Annotated in this window: 15 protein-coding genes; 12 read left to right on the forward strand and 3 right to left on the reverse strand. The window is 48.5% G+C overall.

Annotation, left to right across the window (positions count from 1 at the left end; translation table 11 throughout):
* Nucleotides 1-322: 322 nt before the first annotated feature.
* The gene (locus HPY28_RS16560; RefSeq protein WP_174230965.1) at nucleotides 323-2,176 is read right to left on the reverse strand and encodes an SgrR family transcriptional regulator; all 1,854 of its coding nucleotides are present in this window, start codon (nucleotides 2,174-2,176) and stop codon (nucleotides 323-325) included.
* 148 nt (nucleotides 2,177-2,324) lie between these two features.
* Here HPY28_RS16560 and HPY28_RS16565 point away from each other — a divergent pair, with 148 nt between their 5' ends.
* Nucleotides 2,325-3,545: an MDR family MFS transporter gene (locus tag HPY28_RS16565; protein WP_174230966.1), complete on the forward strand. Its 1,221-nt coding sequence runs from the start codon at nucleotides 2,325-2,327 to the stop codon at nucleotides 3,543-3,545.
* A gap of 38 nt (nucleotides 3,546-3,583) precedes the next feature.
* Here the strand turns inward: HPY28_RS16565 and HPY28_RS16570 are convergent, their stop codons facing one another.
* Complete coding sequence (locus HPY28_RS16570) at nucleotides 3,584-3,955, reverse strand: VOC family protein (protein ID WP_026043370.1); 372 nt, start codon at nucleotides 3,953-3,955, stop codon at nucleotides 3,584-3,586.
* Nucleotides 3,956-4,053: 98 nt separating this feature from the next.
* Between HPY28_RS16570 and HPY28_RS16575 the strand changes: the two genes are divergently transcribed.
* Nucleotides 4,054-4,980 (forward strand): serine/threonine protein kinase, encoded by a 927-nt coding sequence (locus tag HPY28_RS16575; protein WP_173623989.1) that lies wholly within the window; start codon nucleotides 4,054-4,056, stop codon nucleotides 4,978-4,980.
* Here HPY28_RS16575 and HPY28_RS16580 read toward each other — a convergent pair.
* On the reverse strand, nucleotides 4,961-7,000 hold the full coding sequence (locus HPY28_RS16580) for a VWA domain-containing protein (protein WP_174230967.1): 2,040 nt from the start codon (nucleotides 6,998-7,000) through the stop codon (nucleotides 4,961-4,963). The genes HPY28_RS16575 and HPY28_RS16580 overlap by 20 nt on opposite strands.
* A 550-nt stretch (nucleotides 7,001-7,550) precedes the next feature.
* Here HPY28_RS16580 and HPY28_RS16585 point away from each other — a divergent pair.
* The 10 genes from HPY28_RS16585 (at nucleotide 7,551) to HPY28_RS16630 (ending at nucleotide 19,718) form a co-directional block, all read left to right on the forward strand.
* Nucleotides 7,551-9,719, forward strand: coding sequence for a transcriptional regulator (locus HPY28_RS16585; RefSeq protein ID WP_173624061.1), 2,169 nt, complete (start codon nucleotides 7,551-7,553; stop codon nucleotides 9,717-9,719).
* A gap of 150 nt (nucleotides 9,720-9,869) precedes the next feature.
* Nucleotides 9,870-10,295: a hypothetical protein gene (locus HPY28_RS16590; protein ID WP_017252084.1), complete on the forward strand. Its 426-nt coding sequence runs from the start codon at nucleotides 9,870-9,872 to the stop codon at nucleotides 10,293-10,295.
* Between the two features lie 102 nt (nucleotides 10,296-10,397).
* Nucleotides 10,398-10,844: a J domain-containing protein gene (locus HPY28_RS16595; RefSeq protein ID WP_017252083.1), complete on the forward strand. Its 447-nt coding sequence runs from the start codon at nucleotides 10,398-10,400 to the stop codon at nucleotides 10,842-10,844.
* Nucleotides 10,845-11,176: 332 nt separating this feature from the next.
* Nucleotides 11,177-11,731: an FHA domain-containing protein gene (locus HPY28_RS16600; protein WP_106834193.1), complete on the forward strand. Its 555-nt coding sequence runs from the start codon at nucleotides 11,177-11,179 to the stop codon at nucleotides 11,729-11,731.
* 71 nt (nucleotides 11,732-11,802) lie between these two features.
* The gene (locus tag HPY28_RS16605; RefSeq protein ID WP_174226070.1) at nucleotides 11,803-12,333 is read left to right on the forward strand and encodes an FHA domain-containing protein; all 531 of its coding nucleotides are present in this window, start codon (nucleotides 11,803-11,805) and stop codon (nucleotides 12,331-12,333) included.
* 5 nt (nucleotides 12,334-12,338) lie between these two features.
* On the forward strand, nucleotides 12,339-13,178 hold the full coding sequence (locus tag HPY28_RS16610; protein ID WP_017252080.1) for a PP2C family protein-serine/threonine phosphatase: 840 nt from the start codon (nucleotides 12,339-12,341) through the stop codon (nucleotides 13,176-13,178).
* Between the two features lie 20 nt (nucleotides 13,179-13,198).
* Entirely contained in the window at nucleotides 13,199-15,034 is a 1,836-nt protein-coding gene (locus tag HPY28_RS16615) for a PP2C family protein-serine/threonine phosphatase (protein ID WP_174230968.1), read from the forward strand.
* The gene (locus tag HPY28_RS16620; RefSeq protein ID WP_173623985.1) at nucleotides 15,031-16,308 is read left to right on the forward strand and encodes a normocyte-binding protein; all 1,278 of its coding nucleotides are present in this window, start codon (nucleotides 15,031-15,033) and stop codon (nucleotides 16,306-16,308) included. The genes HPY28_RS16615 and HPY28_RS16620 overlap by 4 nt, the downstream gene beginning before the upstream one ends.
* Nucleotides 16,299-16,994 (forward strand): hypothetical protein, encoded by a 696-nt coding sequence (locus HPY28_RS16625; RefSeq protein WP_017252078.1) that lies wholly within the window; start codon nucleotides 16,299-16,301, stop codon nucleotides 16,992-16,994. Before HPY28_RS16620 ends, HPY28_RS16625 begins: the two co-directional genes overlap by 10 nt.
* A 51-nt stretch (nucleotides 16,995-17,045) precedes the next feature.
* Nucleotides 17,046-19,718 (forward strand): acetate and sugar kinases/Hsc70/actin family protein, encoded by a 2,673-nt coding sequence (locus HPY28_RS16630; RefSeq protein WP_174230969.1) that lies wholly within the window; start codon nucleotides 17,046-17,048, stop codon nucleotides 19,716-19,718.
* Nucleotides 19,719-19,747 lie beyond the last annotated feature (29 nt).

A 19,747-nucleotide genomic window follows, 5' to 3' on the forward strand; every position in this document is an offset into this window, starting at 1 on the left:
GGGTTTTACCCCATTTTCTGAGGTCAACTCAGGGATGCTTTCATAATCCTTCGAAGAATGGCTTCTAGTATCACCTTGTTTTAATAAAAAGCCGCGTGGGAAGAAGTGCATTTCCAGTCTAAGCGCCTCTGGAGCCCGCCCCAGCGTAGAAAAGAATGGCGGGGAATTTCAGCTTTTATCACATACAAAAACGTTGGAACGTTTTCTGGTTTGAAGCGCTCCCGCCATTCTTTTCGGAGCGGACAGTGATACCCACAGCGGGGCGGAGGCCGAAGCGTAGACTGGAAATGCACTTCTTCCTCCACCACAACCGCGCCTCTCGTTACAACTGCTGCTGCAACGCCTCCGGCTGAAACCAGATCTTATGAAAGTCTAGCCACCCCGACGAATTGATCGATACGCCTCGTAGAGACTTGTGAAACGACGTAAGGGTCTTTTTCTGAACCAGGTACAAGACAGCATAGTTTTCCTTGATCATGGCTTCGATCCTGGCGAGATGGTGTTCCCGAGCAAGCCGGTCTGGCTCCTGAAACGTCAAGCAAATCTCCTTGTTAATCGCTCGAGCCAATGTTTCATCAAATGCGGGGAGAAAGTAATTTCTTTGCAAATACATCTCCAGCTCGCTAATTTGATCGCTGCTAAACACATTGCCGTACAGCTGGCAGTCATGTTCAGGCAAACAATCGCGATTCGAAAATTCCCATGGTTCTCTCACGGCGACTTCCAGATGAATGCCATAATCGCCGCATCGTTGTTGAATCCATAGCGCATCTTCTTCATGGTAGGCTGTGGTCACGAGACGCAATGTTTCTCCCTGATAGTCGCTTTCCTGTAGCAGGGACATGATCTCAGCATGGCAGAGCTGCTCGTTCTCTCTCGCTCTTACCTCCCTTAAAGCAGGGTGATACGTGCGGAAGCCTTTTGCAGGGTGTATGCGATCTCCGCCCAAATCGGCTATCATTTGATTCCGGTCAATTAGCCGATCCAGCGCTTGGCGGAACTTGAAATGATTGTGCGGACCGCTCTTCCACTGGTTAAAAACAAGCAAATTGCAGCAGGAAAAAAACGCCTCCGTATCGCACCAGTCCTGACCATCCTGAATGACTGCTTCCTTCAATGCTTGTGCTTTCGACTGGACCCCGTGCGACACCATCACTGACGCCCAATTTGGTTCTTTTAGGCGCCCCATATCCAACTCGGGGAAGATCAAAATTTCCACACGATCCAACTGCGGTCTCCCAAGAAAATGAGCTGGAAATGCCTCTAGAATACAGATCCTCTCATCAAGGCGGGTCAGTTGAAAGGGGCCGGTTCCAATTGGCTTTTCTCCAAAGCCTTTTTCATCCTGCCGAACGATTTCTTCTGGAACAATGCTTGCGTGAATCGTTGCTAGTAGCCGCAGCAGCAAGTAATTCGGTTCTTTTAGCAGGATGCGCACGGTTCGCTGATCCATAGCCTCAATCAGTTCTATGTCACGAAACATCCAGCTTGCTTCATACTTGTCTGGATGAAAACGTAGTCGATTCAAGGAAAAAACGACATCATGGGCAGTCAATTCCCGTCCATGGTGAAAAAGCACGTTCTTTTTCAAATAAAAGGTCCACTGCTTTGCATCAGGGCTGCTTTCCCAAGAATGGGCGATGGAAGGCAAAATAGACCGACTGTTCAGATCATAATGGACGAGCGTATTGAATATCTGTCCCGCCAAATGGGCATCGAAGTGATAATAAGCGTGACCAGGGTCCAGCGTCACAATCGTGCGGTACACCGGAAAGCGGATGATATCTTGGGAACGGTTCGATACCGAGTGGTTGGAGAAGCCCATTCCTTCTGAGAGCCAATCCATGATCTGGTCTTTGACGGCAGCTTTGCCGTAGCGATTCATGAGCTCCATCGCTTCTTTGACGTCGCCCTTGTCTATTTGCAGCTTGACCTCGGTGAGGAGGATTTCATCGGAATCAGCATGAAGCGTCATGACCGAGACATTCCCTCGCCCGCGTCCCGCCTTCCATTCGATCCAACGCAGCTCGACTAGCTTACGGACAATCAGCTTGGCGTAGCGAGGCGTGCAATGCCAAATCCCAGCCAGCTTTTCGATGGAGACAGGGAACGGTTTCCCGAGTTCTTCTTGATGAAAAAACGAACGAAGCTCTAAAAAATGCAGAACGGTAACCATGCAGGCCCCCATTTCTCATATAAAAATGCATAGGCGAAAAGGTGATCGAATTCAATCAAATCGAACCCTTTTTCCCCTTTTTCTAGATCCATATACTGAAGATAACACGAGAGATAACAAACGGGAATGGGAAAGAGAGATGGGGAGAATGAGATTTCATCCGGTGGCATGGGGTGTCATTATTGGAACCTTTTTGTCACGCACAGGCTTTTTTATGACGCTTCCGTTTTTAGGCATTTATTTAGGAAAGGTAAAAGGAATTGATCCGGCGATCGTTGGTTCGATCCTCGCACTCAGCTTGCTGGTTGGAACGATTAGTAGCTTTGCCGGGGGAGCACTGTCAGACCGATTGGGCAGATATCCAGTGATGATCACTGCGATGGGAGCTTGGAGCATCGTCTTGATCGGATACGTTTTTGCGACGGAGACGTGGATGTTCTTTGTTTTAAGTGCCTGCAACGGCCTTTTTCGAAATGTATTTGAGCCGACTGCCCGTGCCCTGCTGGCGGATGTCACGTCGGATGATCAGCGGGCAGCTGTTTTCAACGCCAGGTATTTCGCAATCAACCTGGGGGGAGCAATCGGTCCGTTAATCGGCTTGCAGCTGGGCGCAGGGAGCACATCCTTGTTACCCTTCCTCGTCACAGCCATTATTTTTGCCGTGTACGCAGCTGTGTTGGTGGTATTTATGGTCATATTCAAGGAACAGTTGAAGAAGGACGTGGCTGCTGATCCGGTCACCATGAATCAGATGGCACGCATTGTTTTTACAGACAAAGTATTTCTTTACTTGTTGCTCGGGAATTTGTTCGTTGCTGGTGCCTACTCACATCTGGACACCACACTCTCCCAGTACATTGGGCATGATCGAATAGAGGCATATTCCTTTTTGTTTGTCGTGAATACTATCTCGGTTTTAGCGCTTCAATATCCGCTCGCGAAGTTTATGAAGCGGTACTCATCGATGACCGCGTTGAAGCTGGGCTGTCTATTGTTTGGACTGGGGTTGCTCGGTTTCGGGCTATTTACGAATTTATTTTGGCTCTCCGTGGCGATGGTGGTATTTACGATCGGCGAAATCTTGTGCTTTGTCGTCGGAGATATCCTGATCGGTGAGATCGCTCCCCAGCATTTACGTGGAGCGTATTATGGCGCCAGCGGCTTTGCCTTCCTTGGACAGAGTGTTTGTGCGTGGGTCGGCGGGGTATTGCTCCAAGTACTCGGCTTTGGGCAAGGGCCGATCATCTTCGCTATCCTCATGCTGTTGACCTTTATCGCGTTTCCGTTCTATCAACGCGGCCAGCACTTATGGGAGCAGCTGCAACATCAAAGAAAAAGCTGTGAAAAATCATCACATGTAATGATTTGAATAGGGTGCGATCTCTTGTTTTTTCCATATCCAACTGACTAGTTGTTCTTCTGAATGACTCCCCACATGTTTCCGCTCGGGTCAAAAAACTTGAGCACCCATCCGAAGCCATCGTTTTGGTAGTGGGTAATCGAGACTTCATGGGCCTGCAAATAATCATGGAGTGCATGCACATCGGAAGTGGTGTACAAAAAGACAGGCATGGGTTGATGATCAACGGTAAAGGTTGTGGACGTCTGCTCATCCGTTTCCCATATCATCAAGGTGGGCCCCGCAGACAATGCAAGAAAAGCGGAAGTACGATACTGCGCCTGTAAGGAAAAGCCAAGGTGATTGCAGTACCAGACAATGGCCTCTTCCAAATTTTTTACGGGAACTTGTACGTGAAGCAACGATTCCAAATGTGCCATGATCAATCATTCCTCTCTCCATCCTTTTTCTTTATATTGCCAGAATCCCCCATCTTTCGTTATCATTTTTTGAGAGGAAAGATAGGGGAGGCCATGACATGGGACAGATAGAACGGGAAAGAGGTCTGAAAAAAGGCACGATCCTGCAAAAAGCTTATCGGATCAAAAAGACCATTTCCACAAGTGAGCTGTCGAATGTGTATGTGGTCTACCATATGAAAAGCAAGCGGACACTCATTCTCAAAGAGTTTTTCCCTCAAGTATTAGCTATGCGAGATTTGGATCACGTGAAGGTCATTTGTCGCAGACCATCGTTACAAGCCAAATTCGACATGCTACTAGACAGCTTTTGGCAAGAGGCGTCCCTACACCAAGAACTGAATCATCCAACTATCATCGGATACATCGACCATTTTGCCGAAAATGGCACAGGTTATCTCGTCGTTGACTATTGCAAAGGGAAGACGCTGGATGAGTATGTATTAGCCCAAGCCGAGCTTGATCTGGGAGCATTTTTGCATCAGACGGTACTTCCGGTATTTGACGGATTAGACTATTTGCACAAAAAAGGCATCATTCATCGCGATATCAAGCCGAAAAACATCTTGGTCACAGAAGCTGGTCATCCTATGCTGATCGATTTTGGCTCCGCGATCTATTTCGATAAGGATGAACCCAAGCCGATCGTGACGACAGAAGGATATTCACCGCTTGAGTTTTACTCGGGTCAATCCAAGCAAGGAGTCATCTCAGATATTTACAGCCTGGCTGCCACGCTGTATTACTGTCTGACCAAAGAGCGTCCCGTTGATGTGGCGGCAAGAGTGATTGAGGATCGCTTGCCATCGCTTCGAACGATCAACCCTGAGGTTCCGCTGCTTCTGGCGAATGTCATTATGTGGGGCTTGGCCGTCGACTCGAAAAAAAGATGCCCCACACTCAAGCTGTTTGCGACAGCGATTCGTGCAGAGCATCTGATTTGGAAGGGAAAGGCGCGCTTCTCTTTTAGGAAGCTTCCTCACTAGACGTTTTCTTAAAGCGAATTTCGATCTCGGTCATCCGATCCTCGAAGGTCACATACACCTTGTCGTTGTATTGGAGGACGAGCTTTTTATGTCGGGGCATGGCTTCCTTGCCCTGCTCAACTGTGCAGTGACTATGATTGACCAAGAGTAGCGTCTGATTTTTTCCTGGCTGGAAGTAAATCTTCTGCGCTTCGGGCAAATGCTCATTCACGTCCAAACTGGAGAACAGATCCTGCAACGTGATCCGTTGTTTCTTGCCAAAGGAGGCGAGAGGCCAAAACTTGACAGGAATGTCATTGCCGCTTGCCGTGTGCAGGAAATACCCCTCAAGACGTCCCACAAAGGCAGGTTTAGGACGTGTAAGCAGGTAAACACCATAGCCGATCGCAGCTACGAGCAACACAATCATGCCGATGGTGATGTAGCGATCCCATACCGAGTGTACGGTAATGACGAGCGGGCCAGTGACACTTGCTCCTTCCGCATCCGTGGCGGTGATGGTGATTTCTGATGTGCCGCTTTTCTCTGGTGAGAGCTTCAGAGCCGCGTCTTGAATCGTAGCGACAAATCGTTCGTCTGGATCAGCGGTGACGATGGTATAGGTCAGCTTGTCGTTATTGGCGTCGGTGAAGAACGAACCTAAATCGATAGCCTGCTCACCGTTTTCCTTCTCGATCGTCAAGGTATTTACCGAGGCAGCAACTGGCGCGATATTCGTGATATCAAAAACGCTCGTAGCCGTCTCGCGATAAAAGTCCGGGCCATTCATAAAAATTCTCCACTCGTACTTGCCCGTGTGAGGGAAGACGTAGTCGACTGTAAAGCTATCGCCAAGATTCTTCATCGGGACCTTTTCTTCTTTTTTCCCCGCGAGATCGGTTACGATCAGTTCTGCTTGCATGGATGCGTACACATCCTTGTCATCCAGTCGTTTGCCACCCTCCAGATGGTGGAGATAGGTAGTAAACGTAGCAGGATTCCCCTTGATAACAGGTTCAGGTTTGACCTCTACACCAGCCATCAAACTGTAATTCCCCAGTAAATTGATTTTCACCAAATCCCCGGGTTTGCCTCTAAATTTTACGAGATAGTTTCCCTTCTTCGGCTTTTCTATTTTCATCAGGGAGTATTTTTTTGATTTCATAAAATGCACATTTTGCGATTGATAGTACACTTGCGATTCCAGCAGCGGATTGTTCGACAATAGGATAATGTTCGCTTCCTGCATGCTGGCGTTAGGAATGGTCACGGTCACTTCCTGCAAGCCTCCGGTAGCTGTCATCGCCGCCACCGACACGAGCTGCGATTGAATATGCTTGGCAAAAATCTGATTGAAGATTTCGGGCAGATCATCCGTACTTTGTGTGACAAAGGAAGTTCCGCCTGTTGCCTCTGCGATTTTTTTCAGTTGTTCCTTTTGGACGGTGCCATCGCTATTGAGGCCAATCGTATAGATGGGATAGCCTTGCGCTTTTGCTTTTGCGATAGCTGTCTCCACGTCCTTGTTGGATGCTGCCACACTCCTGCCACCCGCATTTTGCCGCAAATCTGTTCCCCCGTCTGAGAGAAGGATCAAAAATGGCTTGCGTGCCGGGTCCTTTGCTTTTTCAATCAGATCTGCCCCTCTGCGCAAACCGAGTCCTAAATCCGAATACCCAGAGTACCGCATCCCTTGAATGGTTCGCTTGAGCTGTTCCCGATTTCTTGCTTCGGCCATGCTCGCTAGAGACTGAGCTTGTACAATTCGATCATTATAAGCGACAAAGCCAATGCGGGTACGCGTGGCTTCGCTCATATCAATGAACATACTCATGACCTCTGCGGCTGTTTTGCCAGGGTCCGTTTTGTTCATGGAATTACTCGTATCAATGACAAAGACCGCGTCTACTCCCGCATCTGCTGTTCCATTTGCCCCCGCAGTAAGAGGGGCGGACAAGAAGAGCATGGGAAGAAGCAGTCCAATGACCACCATTCGAAAAAGTGGCGGCAGAGAGAGGGTTGACTGACGATTTTTGTACATACATTCACCTTTTTTCTGAAAAAAATTTTAAAAAGTTCATACCTTACTAAAATGGGACGATTTACCTATAAATGTTTGTTCGTATAAAAAATCGGTTTCATATTGCCGATGTATATAAAAGTTAATAACACCCATTTATGTAAATATGAGGTGAATGCATAATACTCCCCAGCGGCAACTAGGGAGAAATATCTATCAGTCCTTGTGCTTCTTTCCTAGTAAGAGAGTGGACAAGGCTGTGCTTATCACAATTTTTTCGAAGAACTAGGAAAGGAGACTCTGTGTCTTCAGCATAAAACGAGAATCCAAGAAAAGGAAGATTTGTGGAATAAAATGGGTCTAAATACTGGGAATGGTCTTCGGGATATAGGAAAATCGTCACATTCCGAGGAATGTTGACAAATTATGCGGGCTACGTTTAATTTAGAGGCAAGATTTTTTGCTTGTTTTTGGTATAAATGTCACGATTTTCATTTTCTTTCGAGAAGTAGGACTCATCATCTATCAAGTAGGACTAAGTGGTTATGCAGACAACCGAAAGGGGCCATTTATGGACATTATTAACCAGACCAACCGAACCATGCTGTTCGAAGAGATCAACCCGGAAAAATTGGACCTGATCACTATTGTTGGAGATGTAAAAGGCATCGACAGTCTCAGTGACGACAAGATCAAGGAGATCAACGAGCACCTCCTCGTGCGCAGCTTCGATGAGTTTTTGGACAAGTTCTCCCCGAGCGTGTATTCGTTCTACAATGCAGCGAACCAAAAAGTGATGTACACCTTGAAAAAGCCTGACGGAATTGCAGAGGATGCGATTTCTGAGATCAAGATCGATCAGAGCAACGACTTCTTGAAAATGCTGTTTACCCTGATTGATACGAAGCGTAGCCAAGGGATCACAAATGTGGATTTCAAATTCGAGAATTTGCTCGATATGATTTCCCCGAAAAAAGTGATGGATGACATCCGTCAGGTGCGCAAAGAGATTCACTACTTGTACGGCCATTACGAAAAGCTCGATGATGGCGATCCGAAGAAGCTCGATCTCGGTGACAAGCTGAACACGATGTTCGAGGATGCCAGCAGAAACTACAACAACGTCATGGCGATGCTGCCGCTGGCAATTGAAGATATCAAAACACGACTGCTCTTGGGCGGCGCACAAGAAGAGAACCAATCCGAAGCGATTCAGATCGGGATGCTGACGATTGGGGAAGACGGAGAACTGAAGATCATCGAAGCACCGAAGAATGACAGCCGCGAGCTGATGGTTCTCGATGAAAACAGCGGAAACGGTCTGATGAACGTTTTCGAAGAGGATTACGAGTCGATCACTGAGACGCCATCCTCCTATGTAAAAGATCTCGTGGTGCGCACCTTCTGCCCGCTACCGACGGTACATACCGAAGTCAACATTGAGACAGAAGTACAGAACTACAATACGTATCTGGAGTTTTACAAAAACGCCAAGGACGACTTCGTAAAAACGGTGAAGCCTTTGGTTGAGAAAATTTTGGGCGTGAAGATGTTCTTCGATCAGTACGTGACCAAGAACAAAGGCATGCAGCCAGCTATGCTGATCACGAATACGAAGCTCGACATGCTCGTGAAGTCCAGCAACATTCCACGTCTGGAGACTTACCTGAACACGGTCAACGCGAAAAACGACTTCACGGATACGATCTGGTTCGGAATCGTTCCATCTGTTGATATGGATTCCGCCGGAAAAGCACAAGTGACTCGCGAGCGTTTCCGTGGGAACGAAAAAGTCGTCAAGCAGGACGGCAATACGATGGAATCGCTCACCATGCTGCTCCAAGTCGTCAAGGACTTCAAGGTACAAGTGTTCTTCAGCTTCAGTACAGGTGAAGAAACGACCTTCAACAGCATGGCGACTGCGGGTATTGATAAATACATCGACAAGTGCGGAATCCTGGTGCGCAAAGAATTCAGTGAATTCGCGATCCCGAGCATTCCGAACTTCACGATTATTCCGAAAGATAAATCAGGAGTTGTCATCGACAGCAGAATGCTGCAAACCGAAGACGGCGTGAAGCTGTCCCAGGAAAAAGAAGACATCCTGAAGCTGTGGATCGAGGGTGTTTATGTCGGTGCCAGCTATGTAGCTGCTGGTGTCGTGGCAGCGTACCAGTGTCCAGAGTACTTGCGTGAGGCATTCAAAGTGGTTAGCCGCGAATATCCGGGTGTGCGCTTTGACATCGAAGCAGGTGAAAATGGACTGCGCGCTATCACGACAATGGCCAAAGAAATCTCTGGCTTCACCAACAACATTAAAGATTCCATCAACCGCAAAAACTTTGGATTCGTCTTCTCTTCGGAAAATGCACAAATCCAAGGCAAAGATATCAAGCGCATTACGGTGTACAAGGCACGCAGCCTCGCCATGGCAGAGGACGGCTTTGATTCCATCTACAAAACACTGGTCAGCACCTATATCGAGCGGATTCTCCGCTTCCAGACTGGTGATTTCAAACACGATAACATCGTGAAGTTCTTCAGTAACAATCCGAGCAGCCAAAAAAGCAAATGGCTGGGCACACGCGGCTTCGTGAACTCCATCATTCACGATGGTGATGACATGAGCTACATCATTGATGACAAGAGCAATCTGTGCCATATCGATCTGGTGTTCAACGGCAATGTGAAAAATCTGGAGGTCACCATCACCAAAGGAACGACTCCGGTCAAAGCATAGCATTGATCCCCTGGAGAGCTGTTTATGAAACTTTTTGACACATTACGCAGGTGGTTAGAGGTGTGTTTCCCAAAACGCACCCTTACACATAAGCCTCGAAGCCAATCAGGTATTTCGAGAGCAAGATTTCATTTCAAGGAGGTTTTATCCATGGGTTTTCGACTCAAAGTAGAAGGTTCTGAAACAATTGAGCTGGGCATGGACAACATTCAGACAGTAAAGTACGACACTGACACGCCAGACGATTCCAACGCGCGCTCCACAGATGTGGGTGCAACACTGAAACTGACTGGCAAAATCATCACTGCAACAGATGGTGACAGTGCGGATGACACCATGAAGCTGGCTCTCTGGTCTTTGGTACCAGCAGAAAAAGCGGATTGCTACCGCAAAGTAACACTGGAAGTAATCGCTGCTGATCAAGTGATCCGCAAAATCCATTTCCCGAACGCATTCGTAGTGGATTACAACGAGAGCTTTGGCGATACCGAGGGTGTAGGAACATTCAGCATCTTCATCAAGCAAAAGAAAGACAAAACCGAACTCACCAAAATCGAAGGCGGCTACGCTGTTTAGGTTTTGAGAGAAGTAAGGTAGGAAGAGCCGTACCTCGAAAGCCGTGTTCGAGGTACGGCTCTACAAAATAACGAAAATCATTGCCAGACAGAGGGTGCATGCATGAAAAATTATTACGAGATTCTGGGGCTAACCAAACAAGCTTCCACGAATGACATCAAAAAAGCATACCGTCAACTGGCAAAGCAGCATCATCCGGATGTAAATGCCGGGAGCAGTGAGTCAGAGAGAATTTTTAAAGAAATTACTGAGGCCTATCAAACATTGCAGGACCCAGCCTTGCGCGAGGCGTACGACGCGCGTTACGAAGCTTTTCAGCAGAAGAAACAACAGACAGGCCATACAAGTGGCACGAAACAAGGGCAAAGCAAACAGCAAGCACAGACTGCACCGGGTATGAACTTCGAAGATTTGGGAAGCACCTTTGAACGATTTTTTGGATTTAATCCGAAGACAGGCGAGATGAACGACAGCATGAAGTCCGGCAAAAAAAATCCACTGGATACAACGGATATGTTTGAACAGTTTTTCCGCATGAAGAAAAAATAAGATGGAAAAATCGGGCTTGGATGACAGCTCTTTCATGACATAGAGGTAGTAGCAACCTGCTCCTGTCTTTGGATGGATGTCCATACATACACCATTCGCCCAAAGCTCGGAGCATTTTTCTTGAAAGGAAGTTCAAAAATTCGTCTTTTGATCACGAAGTCATTCGCGAAGTTGATTCGGCATCGAAAGTTACGTTCACCTCTGAAGTCCGGTGCTCATGTAGGGCCCCTACACTGCGCTCCTCCTTCTTCAGGTTCACGTAACTTTCTCGGTGCTGAAAAGACAAATTTTTGAACAAGAGCAGTTATAGGTAGTTGATTGGGGGTAAGGATGTGGCGAAGAAAAAAGGGTACCAAAAGTCCATCAGAGTGAAGCTCATAGAGCTGCTGATTTCCATTCTTGTGATTAGTGCACTCATTTATGTCTTTGGTTATACGGACAGCAACACTCTGAAAATTATTACAGGAATTGCCTTCGGACTCTTTTTGTTCGGGGTCATTATCGTCAAATTCGGAAGCCCTGACGAACCAGAGCCAAAGAAAGAGGATGGCGTCACCAAACTGGTTCTATTAGATGAAGAGGGAGAGAGCGTGAAGGAGTGGTTCATCCAAGGAGAGACATCCCTTTTGATCGGCAAAAGCTCCGCGCAAAACGAGGTCGACATCGACTTGGCGGACGCGGAATACGCTGCTTTGATCAGCAAGCAGCATGCGGTTCTGAATCAAGCGTCTGGGAATTGGTTCATCGAGGATATTCATTCCAAAAACGGCACAGGCATCAAGCAGCCGAACAAACGAGACAAGAGTAAGCTGGAGATTGAACAGCCGCATAACGTTAAGGCTGGCGACATCATTTACATAGCCAATACCCGATTGTTGTTGAAATAACAACGGGGGAAACAGCGCTTTTACACACATACATATCGTCCTTGCACGGAACGAAACGGGGGAGCAGAAGAATGAGTTTGACAAGATGCGCGAATGGTCACATGTTTAGCACCAGAAAACACGGAAGTACCTGCCCTTATTGCAGTATGGTCGTTGAGCCTGGGGCAAAGCCGGACAACAAAGCACAAGCGAGAGTGGCAGACGACGATAAAACGATGCCGTACCTGGGAGAAACAGAAGGGATTGAGCCTGTTACCGGATGGCTGGTATGTATTGAGGGGCCGCAACAAGGTCAAGATTACCGCATTATGGCGGAGAAGAACTTCATCGGTCGCGCAGAGGATATGCATATCCGAATCGTCGGAGACAACACGATCTCTCGCCGCAATCATGCGGTAATTGTTTACGATCCGAAAAAACGCAACTTTTACTTGCTCCCGGGTGATGCGTCGGGGCTTGCCTATCATAACAATGAAGCAGTGTACACACCAGTCGAGCTTACTGCGTACGATGTGCTTCAGCTCGGAAAGAGTACCTTTATTTTCATCCCGCTGTGCGGTGTTCACTTCGAGTGGGACAACTCTAACAAAGGCAAGGAATGATGAGCATGTTTCAACAGGGCGCAATCCCGTATCTGGTCGTCCTCGGCGTGATCATTGCCATTACTCTTTTATTTCGTCTGCGTGCAACTTTGATCCGGCAAGAAAAGAATCCCGTCATCCAGATCGGAAATGGACAGACGATCGGCAGACGAGAAGAACAGGATGATTACTTTTCTACAGCAACATCGTCTCATGGGACGATTGCGATCTTGGCTGATGGAATCAGTGGACTGGCTAACGGCAGACTTGCTTCAACGCTTGCCGTGACTACATTTATCCGCGAATTTACAAAGCTGGACAACCCGAAGCATATGTCCCTCTTCTTTTCCCGGGCTGCTTCTCTGGCCAATTCGGAGATTTTGCAGGCGCTGAGAGGAAGTCGGGGTGGGACCACGCTGGTCGCTGGCGTAATCGTAGAGGACAAGCTGTACTGGGGAGCGGTTGGAGACAGTATCATTACTGTTTTCCGGGATGGAGAATTCATCCCGATCAATCAAAAAGACATTTATGAGTCGGTGCTGGAGGCTCGTTTTCTGTCCGGCGAGATTACGAAGGACGAGGCGCTGGAGCATCCGCAGAAAAAACAGCTGATCAACTACTTGGGTTACGACAACTTTCAAAATATTGAAATTGGACGTGAGCCGTTTCCGCTTGAGAAGGGAGACAAGGTCATTCTGTGTAGTGACGGCGTCTACGATACGTTAACCGAGATGGAGCTCGAGCAGATTTTGTTCCAAAAAATCGCTGCCCATGACGCGGCTGACCAAATCATTGAAGCGGTGGAAAGCAAGCAAAAAGCCAATCAGGACAACGCAACCATTCTCATCCTGGAAAAAGGCTGGTAACGGGGGAGCGGGTAGTACGAATGAGAAAGGACAACAGTGAATTCATTACCGGGTTTCTATCCGAATCAGGCAGCTTCGTTCGCAACAAGGATTACTTTGCCTATGCCGAGCTGGATGATATCGCGTGCTGGGTAATCGCCCGCGGATTGGACAACGATCAGGAAGTAGAGAGTGCAGAGTTGGCGGCCAAAAGCGTTCTTGGCTACTTTTTGCAGAGGCCGTCTATTTCGCGTTATCGCATTCGCCGCTATTTACAGGAGGCCCATCGTGTCTTGCAAGCCGAGAGCCATCGCGTCAGATTAAAAGCGAGCTTGACGGTAATCGTAACGGACTATGCCAGAGTGAGGTACGGTGTCGCTGGTAACACCCGTCTGTATCAGTTTCGCAATGGCCGACTGCAATGGCAAAGCAAGGATCAGAGTCTTGCCCAACAGATGGTGGATGGGGAGGAAATCGCAGAGGACTCGCTTGATCAGCACGAGGAGCGTCATAATCTCTTGAGCTATTTGGGGACACCCAATGAATTTCGCCCGTTTATCTCCAAGAAGCTTCCACTCTATGACGGTGATGTTTTTCTGCTTGCCACCCCAGGTCTGTGGGAAAAGGTGAATTCGGCCGAAATGAAGGACGGACTTCAAGAGGCGACAGATCCGGAAACCTGGATCGATACGTTGGAAGACGTGCTTTTGAGCAAGCAAGAGCATGTCGTTCAAAACTACACGGCAGCCGCTATTTTTGCGAACAAAATTTTCAAGACAGACCCGCAAAAAAAATGGCGGATTATCAAACGGGTGGCACTCATCCTTCTCGTGCTTGCCTTGGCTGGAGGCGGAGCTCTGCTGTTCAAAATGAAAGAAGCGGAGCGCATCGCGGATGCTGCGACAGGCATGTTCGAGCATGAAACAGCCGGAGACGCTTTCATTGCGGAGAGCGATTATCCGAAGGCACTCAAGGCGTACAGCGAAGCCCGAAATGCCGCAAATATCGTCAAAAACAAAATTCAAGCCACTCTCTTGGCGAAAAAAATCCGCATTACACAGTTGATCGTGGATGGAGATACGGCTGTAAAAGATGAGCAGTTCGCCAAGGCATTGGATAAGTACGACAAGGCGCTCAAGGAAATGAAAGGGCGCGAAGATTTTAACGAACCGGAGATTTTGGAGAAGAAAGAAAAGACGCAATCGTATGTACTCGTCATGCAGTGGAAAAAGGAAGGCGATCTCTTGTTTGAGGCGCAGGATTACGCTGGGGCAGAAGCCTATTACCAAAAGGCGCGCAAGCTGGCGTTGGAAACGTCTTTTGTAACAGGAGAAAAGGAGCTTCGCACCAAGCTGGATGAGGTAGCTTCCAAAAAGACCGGCATTGACAAGGAAAAGAAGACGCTCGATGGTGACAAGCTGGAGAAGCAAGGCGACGAGAGCTATGCGGCGCAAGACTTCGAGGGAGCGATCCAATCGTATACGCAGGCGCAGGAAATTTATCAGGAGATTGGTGTGCTGGAAAAAGTTTTGGCGATGGAGCGCAAGGTGACAAAGGCAGAGGAGAAGCTGAATCCTCCTGCTGCTCCACCTTCGGCAGGTGCGCCAGCAGGCCAGCCACCGGCAGCTCAGGTGAATCAAACGGCACCAGTTAACCAGACAGCTCCGATCAATCAGGCAGTCCCAGTCAATCAGGCAGTCCCAGTCAATCCGGTGGCGCCAACGTATCAGCCAGTTCCGGCGCCCCAAGTAGCGCCGACCAATCAAGCAGCCCCGCCAGCCGAGACAGCTCCGGCGACTCAGCCAGTTCAGTCACCGCAAGCTAATCCACCAGCTACAGCCAATCCGACACAGGAGGAGGCAGCGAAAACGCCATGAAAGAGATCGTACTGGATCGTTTGAACAAAATGGAGGAGCTGGAGCAGCGCAGGCTACTCAAGCAGATCATGAACGGTGTCTTCCTCAACCTGGTCGAGTATCAGGAGGAGATGCAGAAGAAGCTGGAGGAGCGTGTTTTTTCCGAGATCGAGGACAAGGAAGATAAGCATGACATCTACGTGACCCTCTGCCATCGCGATGATTTTGACCCGATCCACGAGTATTTGTACCCGATGATCCCTGGCGATGAGGAAAAGAAGATATGTGATCGCAAAGAATTGGCGGTCAGGCTCAGCAACCAGGAAGAAGCGGTCATGATGACGATCTTTTTAGAGTGTGAATATGACAAGATTCAGGCGCTGATGATGAGCAAGCGAACCTTCAAGGGTCGTCTGAACACGGCAGGCAATCACTATCCAATCGAGGTGCGCCTCCAACAAAGTCGTGTGTATATGGATGAGCTGGAAAAGCTGTACAACATGTTTCAAAAGAACGGGATGCCGTGGAAAACGGTGAATCACCCTTACGCCAGCAAGTTTTTCGATGTCATTCTGGTTGCCTGTGAGGGCACGTTTACAGAAGACGAAGAGATACTGGAAATGTCGATGACCCTTGATGAGTGGGAGCCTTACAAAAAGCTGGACGTGATCCCGTTGTGGAACATCGAGCGTTTGGCTTTAAAAAACATCGGCTTTCCCGTACCTGCCATTGACCGGGTGAACTTCGAGCATGTCCTGTCGTTACGCAAGACGGGTAGTGAGCACGGGTATTTGGTGGATGGAGATGAGGAGCTGATTCGCTACATCAAGCGTTCGCCGGAAGAGCTCACGATCGTCTCGCCTCAGGAGAAGTCGGGAGTTTGGAACGTATGCAAAATTACACAGCCTGTCACGACCCGCATCGGGAGACTGGATTACGAATTGGTGTCCAATCGTCGCAAAAACAGCTTCGTTGGGAGCTATGCGCGGAAGCAGGCGATGACCGTACGGGCTAAAGGAGAGATTATCCGAATCGTCCATTCCTTTGAAGCCGCTGAACAATTGGAGCTAGTGAATGTAGAGATCCGGGACAAAAACAATCGGCCTCCCGCTACGTACGGCTTAAATCCGTTCATTAGCGATAACGTCCGTGTAGAAAACGACAAGAAGATCATGGCTCTCGGCTTTCGGAGACGCGGGGCGAACAGCTTTCTTCTCCAAGACATGATGAGCTTCCTCGTCTCCGAGGTTCAGATGTATTTTCCGGAATACAAGTGTGAAGGAGAATGGGCTTGAATTACATCTGGGATTTGGTTATTCGTGCAAAACGCGCCGGGATCGCCCCAAAAGACATCCAGTTCCAAGCGGCCAAAGTGTATTCACCCTACATGGAGCTGAGTCATGAGGCCATCAACGCCAAAACGGTGGACAAGACAGTAGAAGTGAATCCGTACTACCGCTTCGACGATATTTTCCGTGACCTTTTCGACGCCAATTACTCGGACGATGTAGAGCTTCGGCATACCTTGTTTGATATCATCATCCATTTGCTGGCCGAGATTGATCTGTCGCAAGGGATGAACAAGCGTGAATACCACATCCGTTTTGTATTGCGCGATTTGGAAGCGGGGCTGTTCGGCAGTCGGGTACAGGAAAATATCCGACTTTTTACCAAAGAGGAGCGAGAGATTATCGCAGGCAATATTTTGCGCTTGTATGAGACCGGCGAAGCGGTGTACCTGCTCAAGGATACGATGCGCAAAATTTTCTCTCACTCTACGATTTACGCCAATTGCGAAGAAAAAGATGAACTGCTGATTTACGTTGGGCAGTCGGAAAGTGAAACGGCACATGCCAAGCTCGCTTTAATCAAGGATATTTTTCTACCGGTTCGGTTCCATACAGAGATTTATTGGCGAAATCATTTCGGCATTTTGGATGTCGAGGAAACGATGCAAATCGACAGTGTTGCACTGTACTAGAGTTTTTTGACCGATTGACCCCAACGAAGGTCGGGAGAGAGGAGAGTTGGGATGACTACCTATTCATATAAGCTTCATCTCCAAAAAGGCAGCGGGGATGGAAATCAACGCAATCATCCAGGCGAAGCGACCTACACACGGGACGAGCTGATGGAGATGACGACCTTTCAGCTCCGCAATATTTGCTACAAGGAAAAACTGGTCGGCTCTGTCGTGAACAATCTCGATCGGGAGGGACTGCTGCAAACGCTTCTGCGTTTTCGTGGGGCAGAAGAAAACCTTCTGATTGAGCGCGCTGTTCCAGGTGGTATTGAACGCCTCGAAGCTGTACTCCACAAATATTTAAACACACCGATGCCAGGTGTAGATGCGATCAAAATTCCAGCGAAGATGTGCTTGTACATGGGTCTCGCCATTGACAGGCTGGATAACTATCGCGTCGAATCCTCCCAAGGCTTGTCCGAATCCAATGTGCTTTTAGTGAATGACCATATGGAGCTATGCGGCATTCTGCATCTGCATAAAGACAAAGACGATAGGAGAGCGGGGCATTTTACGCTGCACGCTCACCAGGATGCTCCATTGAGAAAAACCGTCAATCAAAACTACAGCCTGCTCTTTTTCCGCAAGCAGGATTCGGAGTATTTGTACAAGGCGTATCACCAGGACCATCCGTTGCCGCCTGTCAATCTCCACTACTACAAAGTACCGGTGACTGACCTCGAGATCAGGGAATTGGAAGAAACAGATGCCGTTCTCGCGATTGATTTTGGTACCTCCTCGACGACAGCGGGTACTTTTCTCGACCATCAGTATGTCAGCTCCCCTTCTAGCAACGACTTGTTGAATGGACGTATACGCTTGAATGCGATCAATTACGTCTCTTTCCCCGATACAACGCAAAAAAACGAGGAATGGATCGAGGTGCTGCCGACGTCTGTCAGCGTGGCGGATTGCTCCTCCCCACATGACGTTCGCTTTCACATCGGTTATGAAGCACTGCGGCACATGAAAAAGAACGGATACAGCACGAACGCGACCGTGTTTCAAGGCATCAAGCGCTGGGTGAACAGCTATCACAAGATCGAAGAGGTCATGGACAGCCAAGGGAATACCGCGACTGTGAAACGAAGCGACATCCTGCGCCAGTACCTTCTTCACGTCATTCAAATGGCCGAGCATCAATTCAAATGCCGCTTTCGTCATCTGCATATCACAAGTCCGGTCAAGCTGAAAACGCAGTTTCTTGAGATGTTCACCGAGATTTTGCCTGAGTACCGCATCGAATCAGAGCACGCTCTCGATGAAGGAATGGCCGTCCTGTTCAACACGATTGCGGATCAAATTGACAAAAACAGCTTTCTGGACGGGGAAACGTACCAAGCGCTCGTCATCGATTGCGGTGGAGGAACGACGGATCTGTCATCATGCCATTTCCGGATCGAGGACGGACATATCTCCTATCGCATCGATATCGATACGACCTATGAAAACGGCGACACCAATTTTGGTGGCAACAACATTACGTATCGCATCATGCAATTTATGAAAATCGTCTTCGCGGACTATTACGGAAAAGGGCGGCAAGTGACCGACATCGACCAGATCATCGACATCCCTGGATCGGAAATTTTCCGGTACGTGGATGAATACGGCGTCGACTCCATCTATGAACGCTTCGAGGCGAGATATCGGGAAGCTGAGGCGATTTTGCCGACTCGCTACAAGGAGTACGAGAACAAGAGCCGGGACGAGTATCAGCGTGTCCGCAATAATTTTCACTTTTTGTGGGACCTCGCTGACCACATGAAAAAAGAATTTTTCCGTCAGACCGGTATTCTGCGAAATCGCTTCACATCCGATACAGAAAATCGTCAAGAGCCTGATCTAAAGCTGACGGCTGTCGAGCGATGGGTGTTGTCGATACGGGAGGATGGTCGCTTCCGGGATGTGTTTGATTTTCCGGATGTCGTTTTCAACGCGAAAGAGATCAATCACCTGATCAAGGCGGATATTTACGAGATTTTGCGCGTCTTCTTGGACGATTTTTACCAACAGGGAAGGCTGGCTGACTTCTCGATCATCAAGCTGACTGGGCAGTCGTGCCGGATTGATGTTTTCCGTGAAGCACTCAAAGAGTTTGTCCCAGGACGCAGTATCGAGTTCCGGCAAAAGTCAGAGGATGCAGGCAAGGTGCCAGATCTGAAGCTGTCTTGCTTACGTGGGGCACTGCGCTATCAAAGTGCCAAAAAGGCAGGCTTCATCGAAGCGCAAATTACGAACCATGCACCGATCGTCCCGTATTCCGTGACCGCCTTCACGCATAACAAGCAAGAGAGAGTGCTGATTCACAGTCAGGAAAAGCTGAGTCTCGTGCATGGCTCTATCTCGCGTCCCTACGGCGTGAGCGAGGTTGAATTTTATCTCAAGGAAAATGACGGCCAGCTGCGCCAGCGGTACTTGTACATGGATGAGCCTGCTCAATACAAAAACGTGTTGTATGAGGACATCGCGAGCAAGTACGGAACGCATATCCCGCAGGATGAGACTGACTCGATTCAAAATGGCGAGTCGAAATACTTCGTTTTTGCGAGCGGCAGTGAGTGGGGATTCCATGTCGTGCCAGTAGCTCGTCTGAATGAACAGCTTGCTTTGGGAAAAAAGGTTTTCTTTGCTTTTGAGAGTGACTTGTCCGAGCTGGATTTCTTTGATGGGATGAAATGATCAAGTAACCAGGCAGCTTAAATGAACAG

Source organism: Brevibacillus sp. HB1.2, from assembly GCF_013332495.1.
GTDB classification, from domain to species: domain Bacteria; phylum Bacillota; class Bacilli; order Brevibacillales; family Brevibacillaceae; genus Brevibacillus; species Brevibacillus porteri.

Coding starts and splice junctions, on each gene's coding strand:
- HPY28_RS16560 (WP_174230965.1), bottom strand. CDS start 2,176: ATGGTTACCGTTCTGCATTTTTTAGAGCTTCGTTCGTTTTTTCATCAA.
- HPY28_RS16565 (WP_174230966.1), top strand. CDS start 2,325: ATGAGATTTCATCCGGTGGCATGGGGTGTCATTATTGGAACCTTTTTG.
- HPY28_RS16570 (WP_026043370.1), bottom strand. CDS start 3,955: ATGGCACATTTGGAATCGTTGCTTCACGTACAAGTTCCCGTAAAAAAT.
- HPY28_RS16575 (WP_173623989.1), top strand. CDS start 4,054: ATGGGACAGATAGAACGGGAAAGAGGTCTGAAAAAAGGCACGATCCTG.
- HPY28_RS16580 (WP_174230967.1), bottom strand. CDS start 7,000: ATGTACAAAAATCGTCAGTCAACCCTCTCTCTGCCGCCACTTTTTCGA.
- HPY28_RS16585 (WP_173624061.1), top strand. CDS start 7,551: ATGGACATTATTAACCAGACCAACCGAACCATGCTGTTCGAAGAGATC.
- HPY28_RS16590 (WP_017252084.1), top strand. CDS start 9,870: ATGGGTTTTCGACTCAAAGTAGAAGGTTCTGAAACAATTGAGCTGGGC.
- HPY28_RS16595 (WP_017252083.1), top strand. CDS start 10,398: ATGAAAAATTATTACGAGATTCTGGGGCTAACCAAACAAGCTTCCACG.
- HPY28_RS16605 (WP_174226070.1), top strand. CDS start 11,803: ATGAGTTTGACAAGATGCGCGAATGGTCACATGTTTAGCACCAGAAAA.
- HPY28_RS16610 (WP_017252080.1), top strand. CDS start 12,339: ATGTTTCAACAGGGCGCAATCCCGTATCTGGTCGTCCTCGGCGTGATC.
- HPY28_RS16615 (WP_174230968.1), top strand. CDS start 13,199: ATGAGAAAGGACAACAGTGAATTCATTACCGGGTTTCTATCCGAATCA.
- HPY28_RS16620 (WP_173623985.1), top strand. CDS start 15,031: ATGAAAGAGATCGTACTGGATCGTTTGAACAAAATGGAGGAGCTGGAG.
- HPY28_RS16625 (WP_017252078.1), top strand. CDS start 16,299: ATGGGCTTGAATTACATCTGGGATTTGGTTATTCGTGCAAAACGCGCC.
- HPY28_RS16630 (WP_174230969.1), top strand. CDS start 17,046: ATGACTACCTATTCATATAAGCTTCATCTCCAAAAAGGCAGCGGGGAT.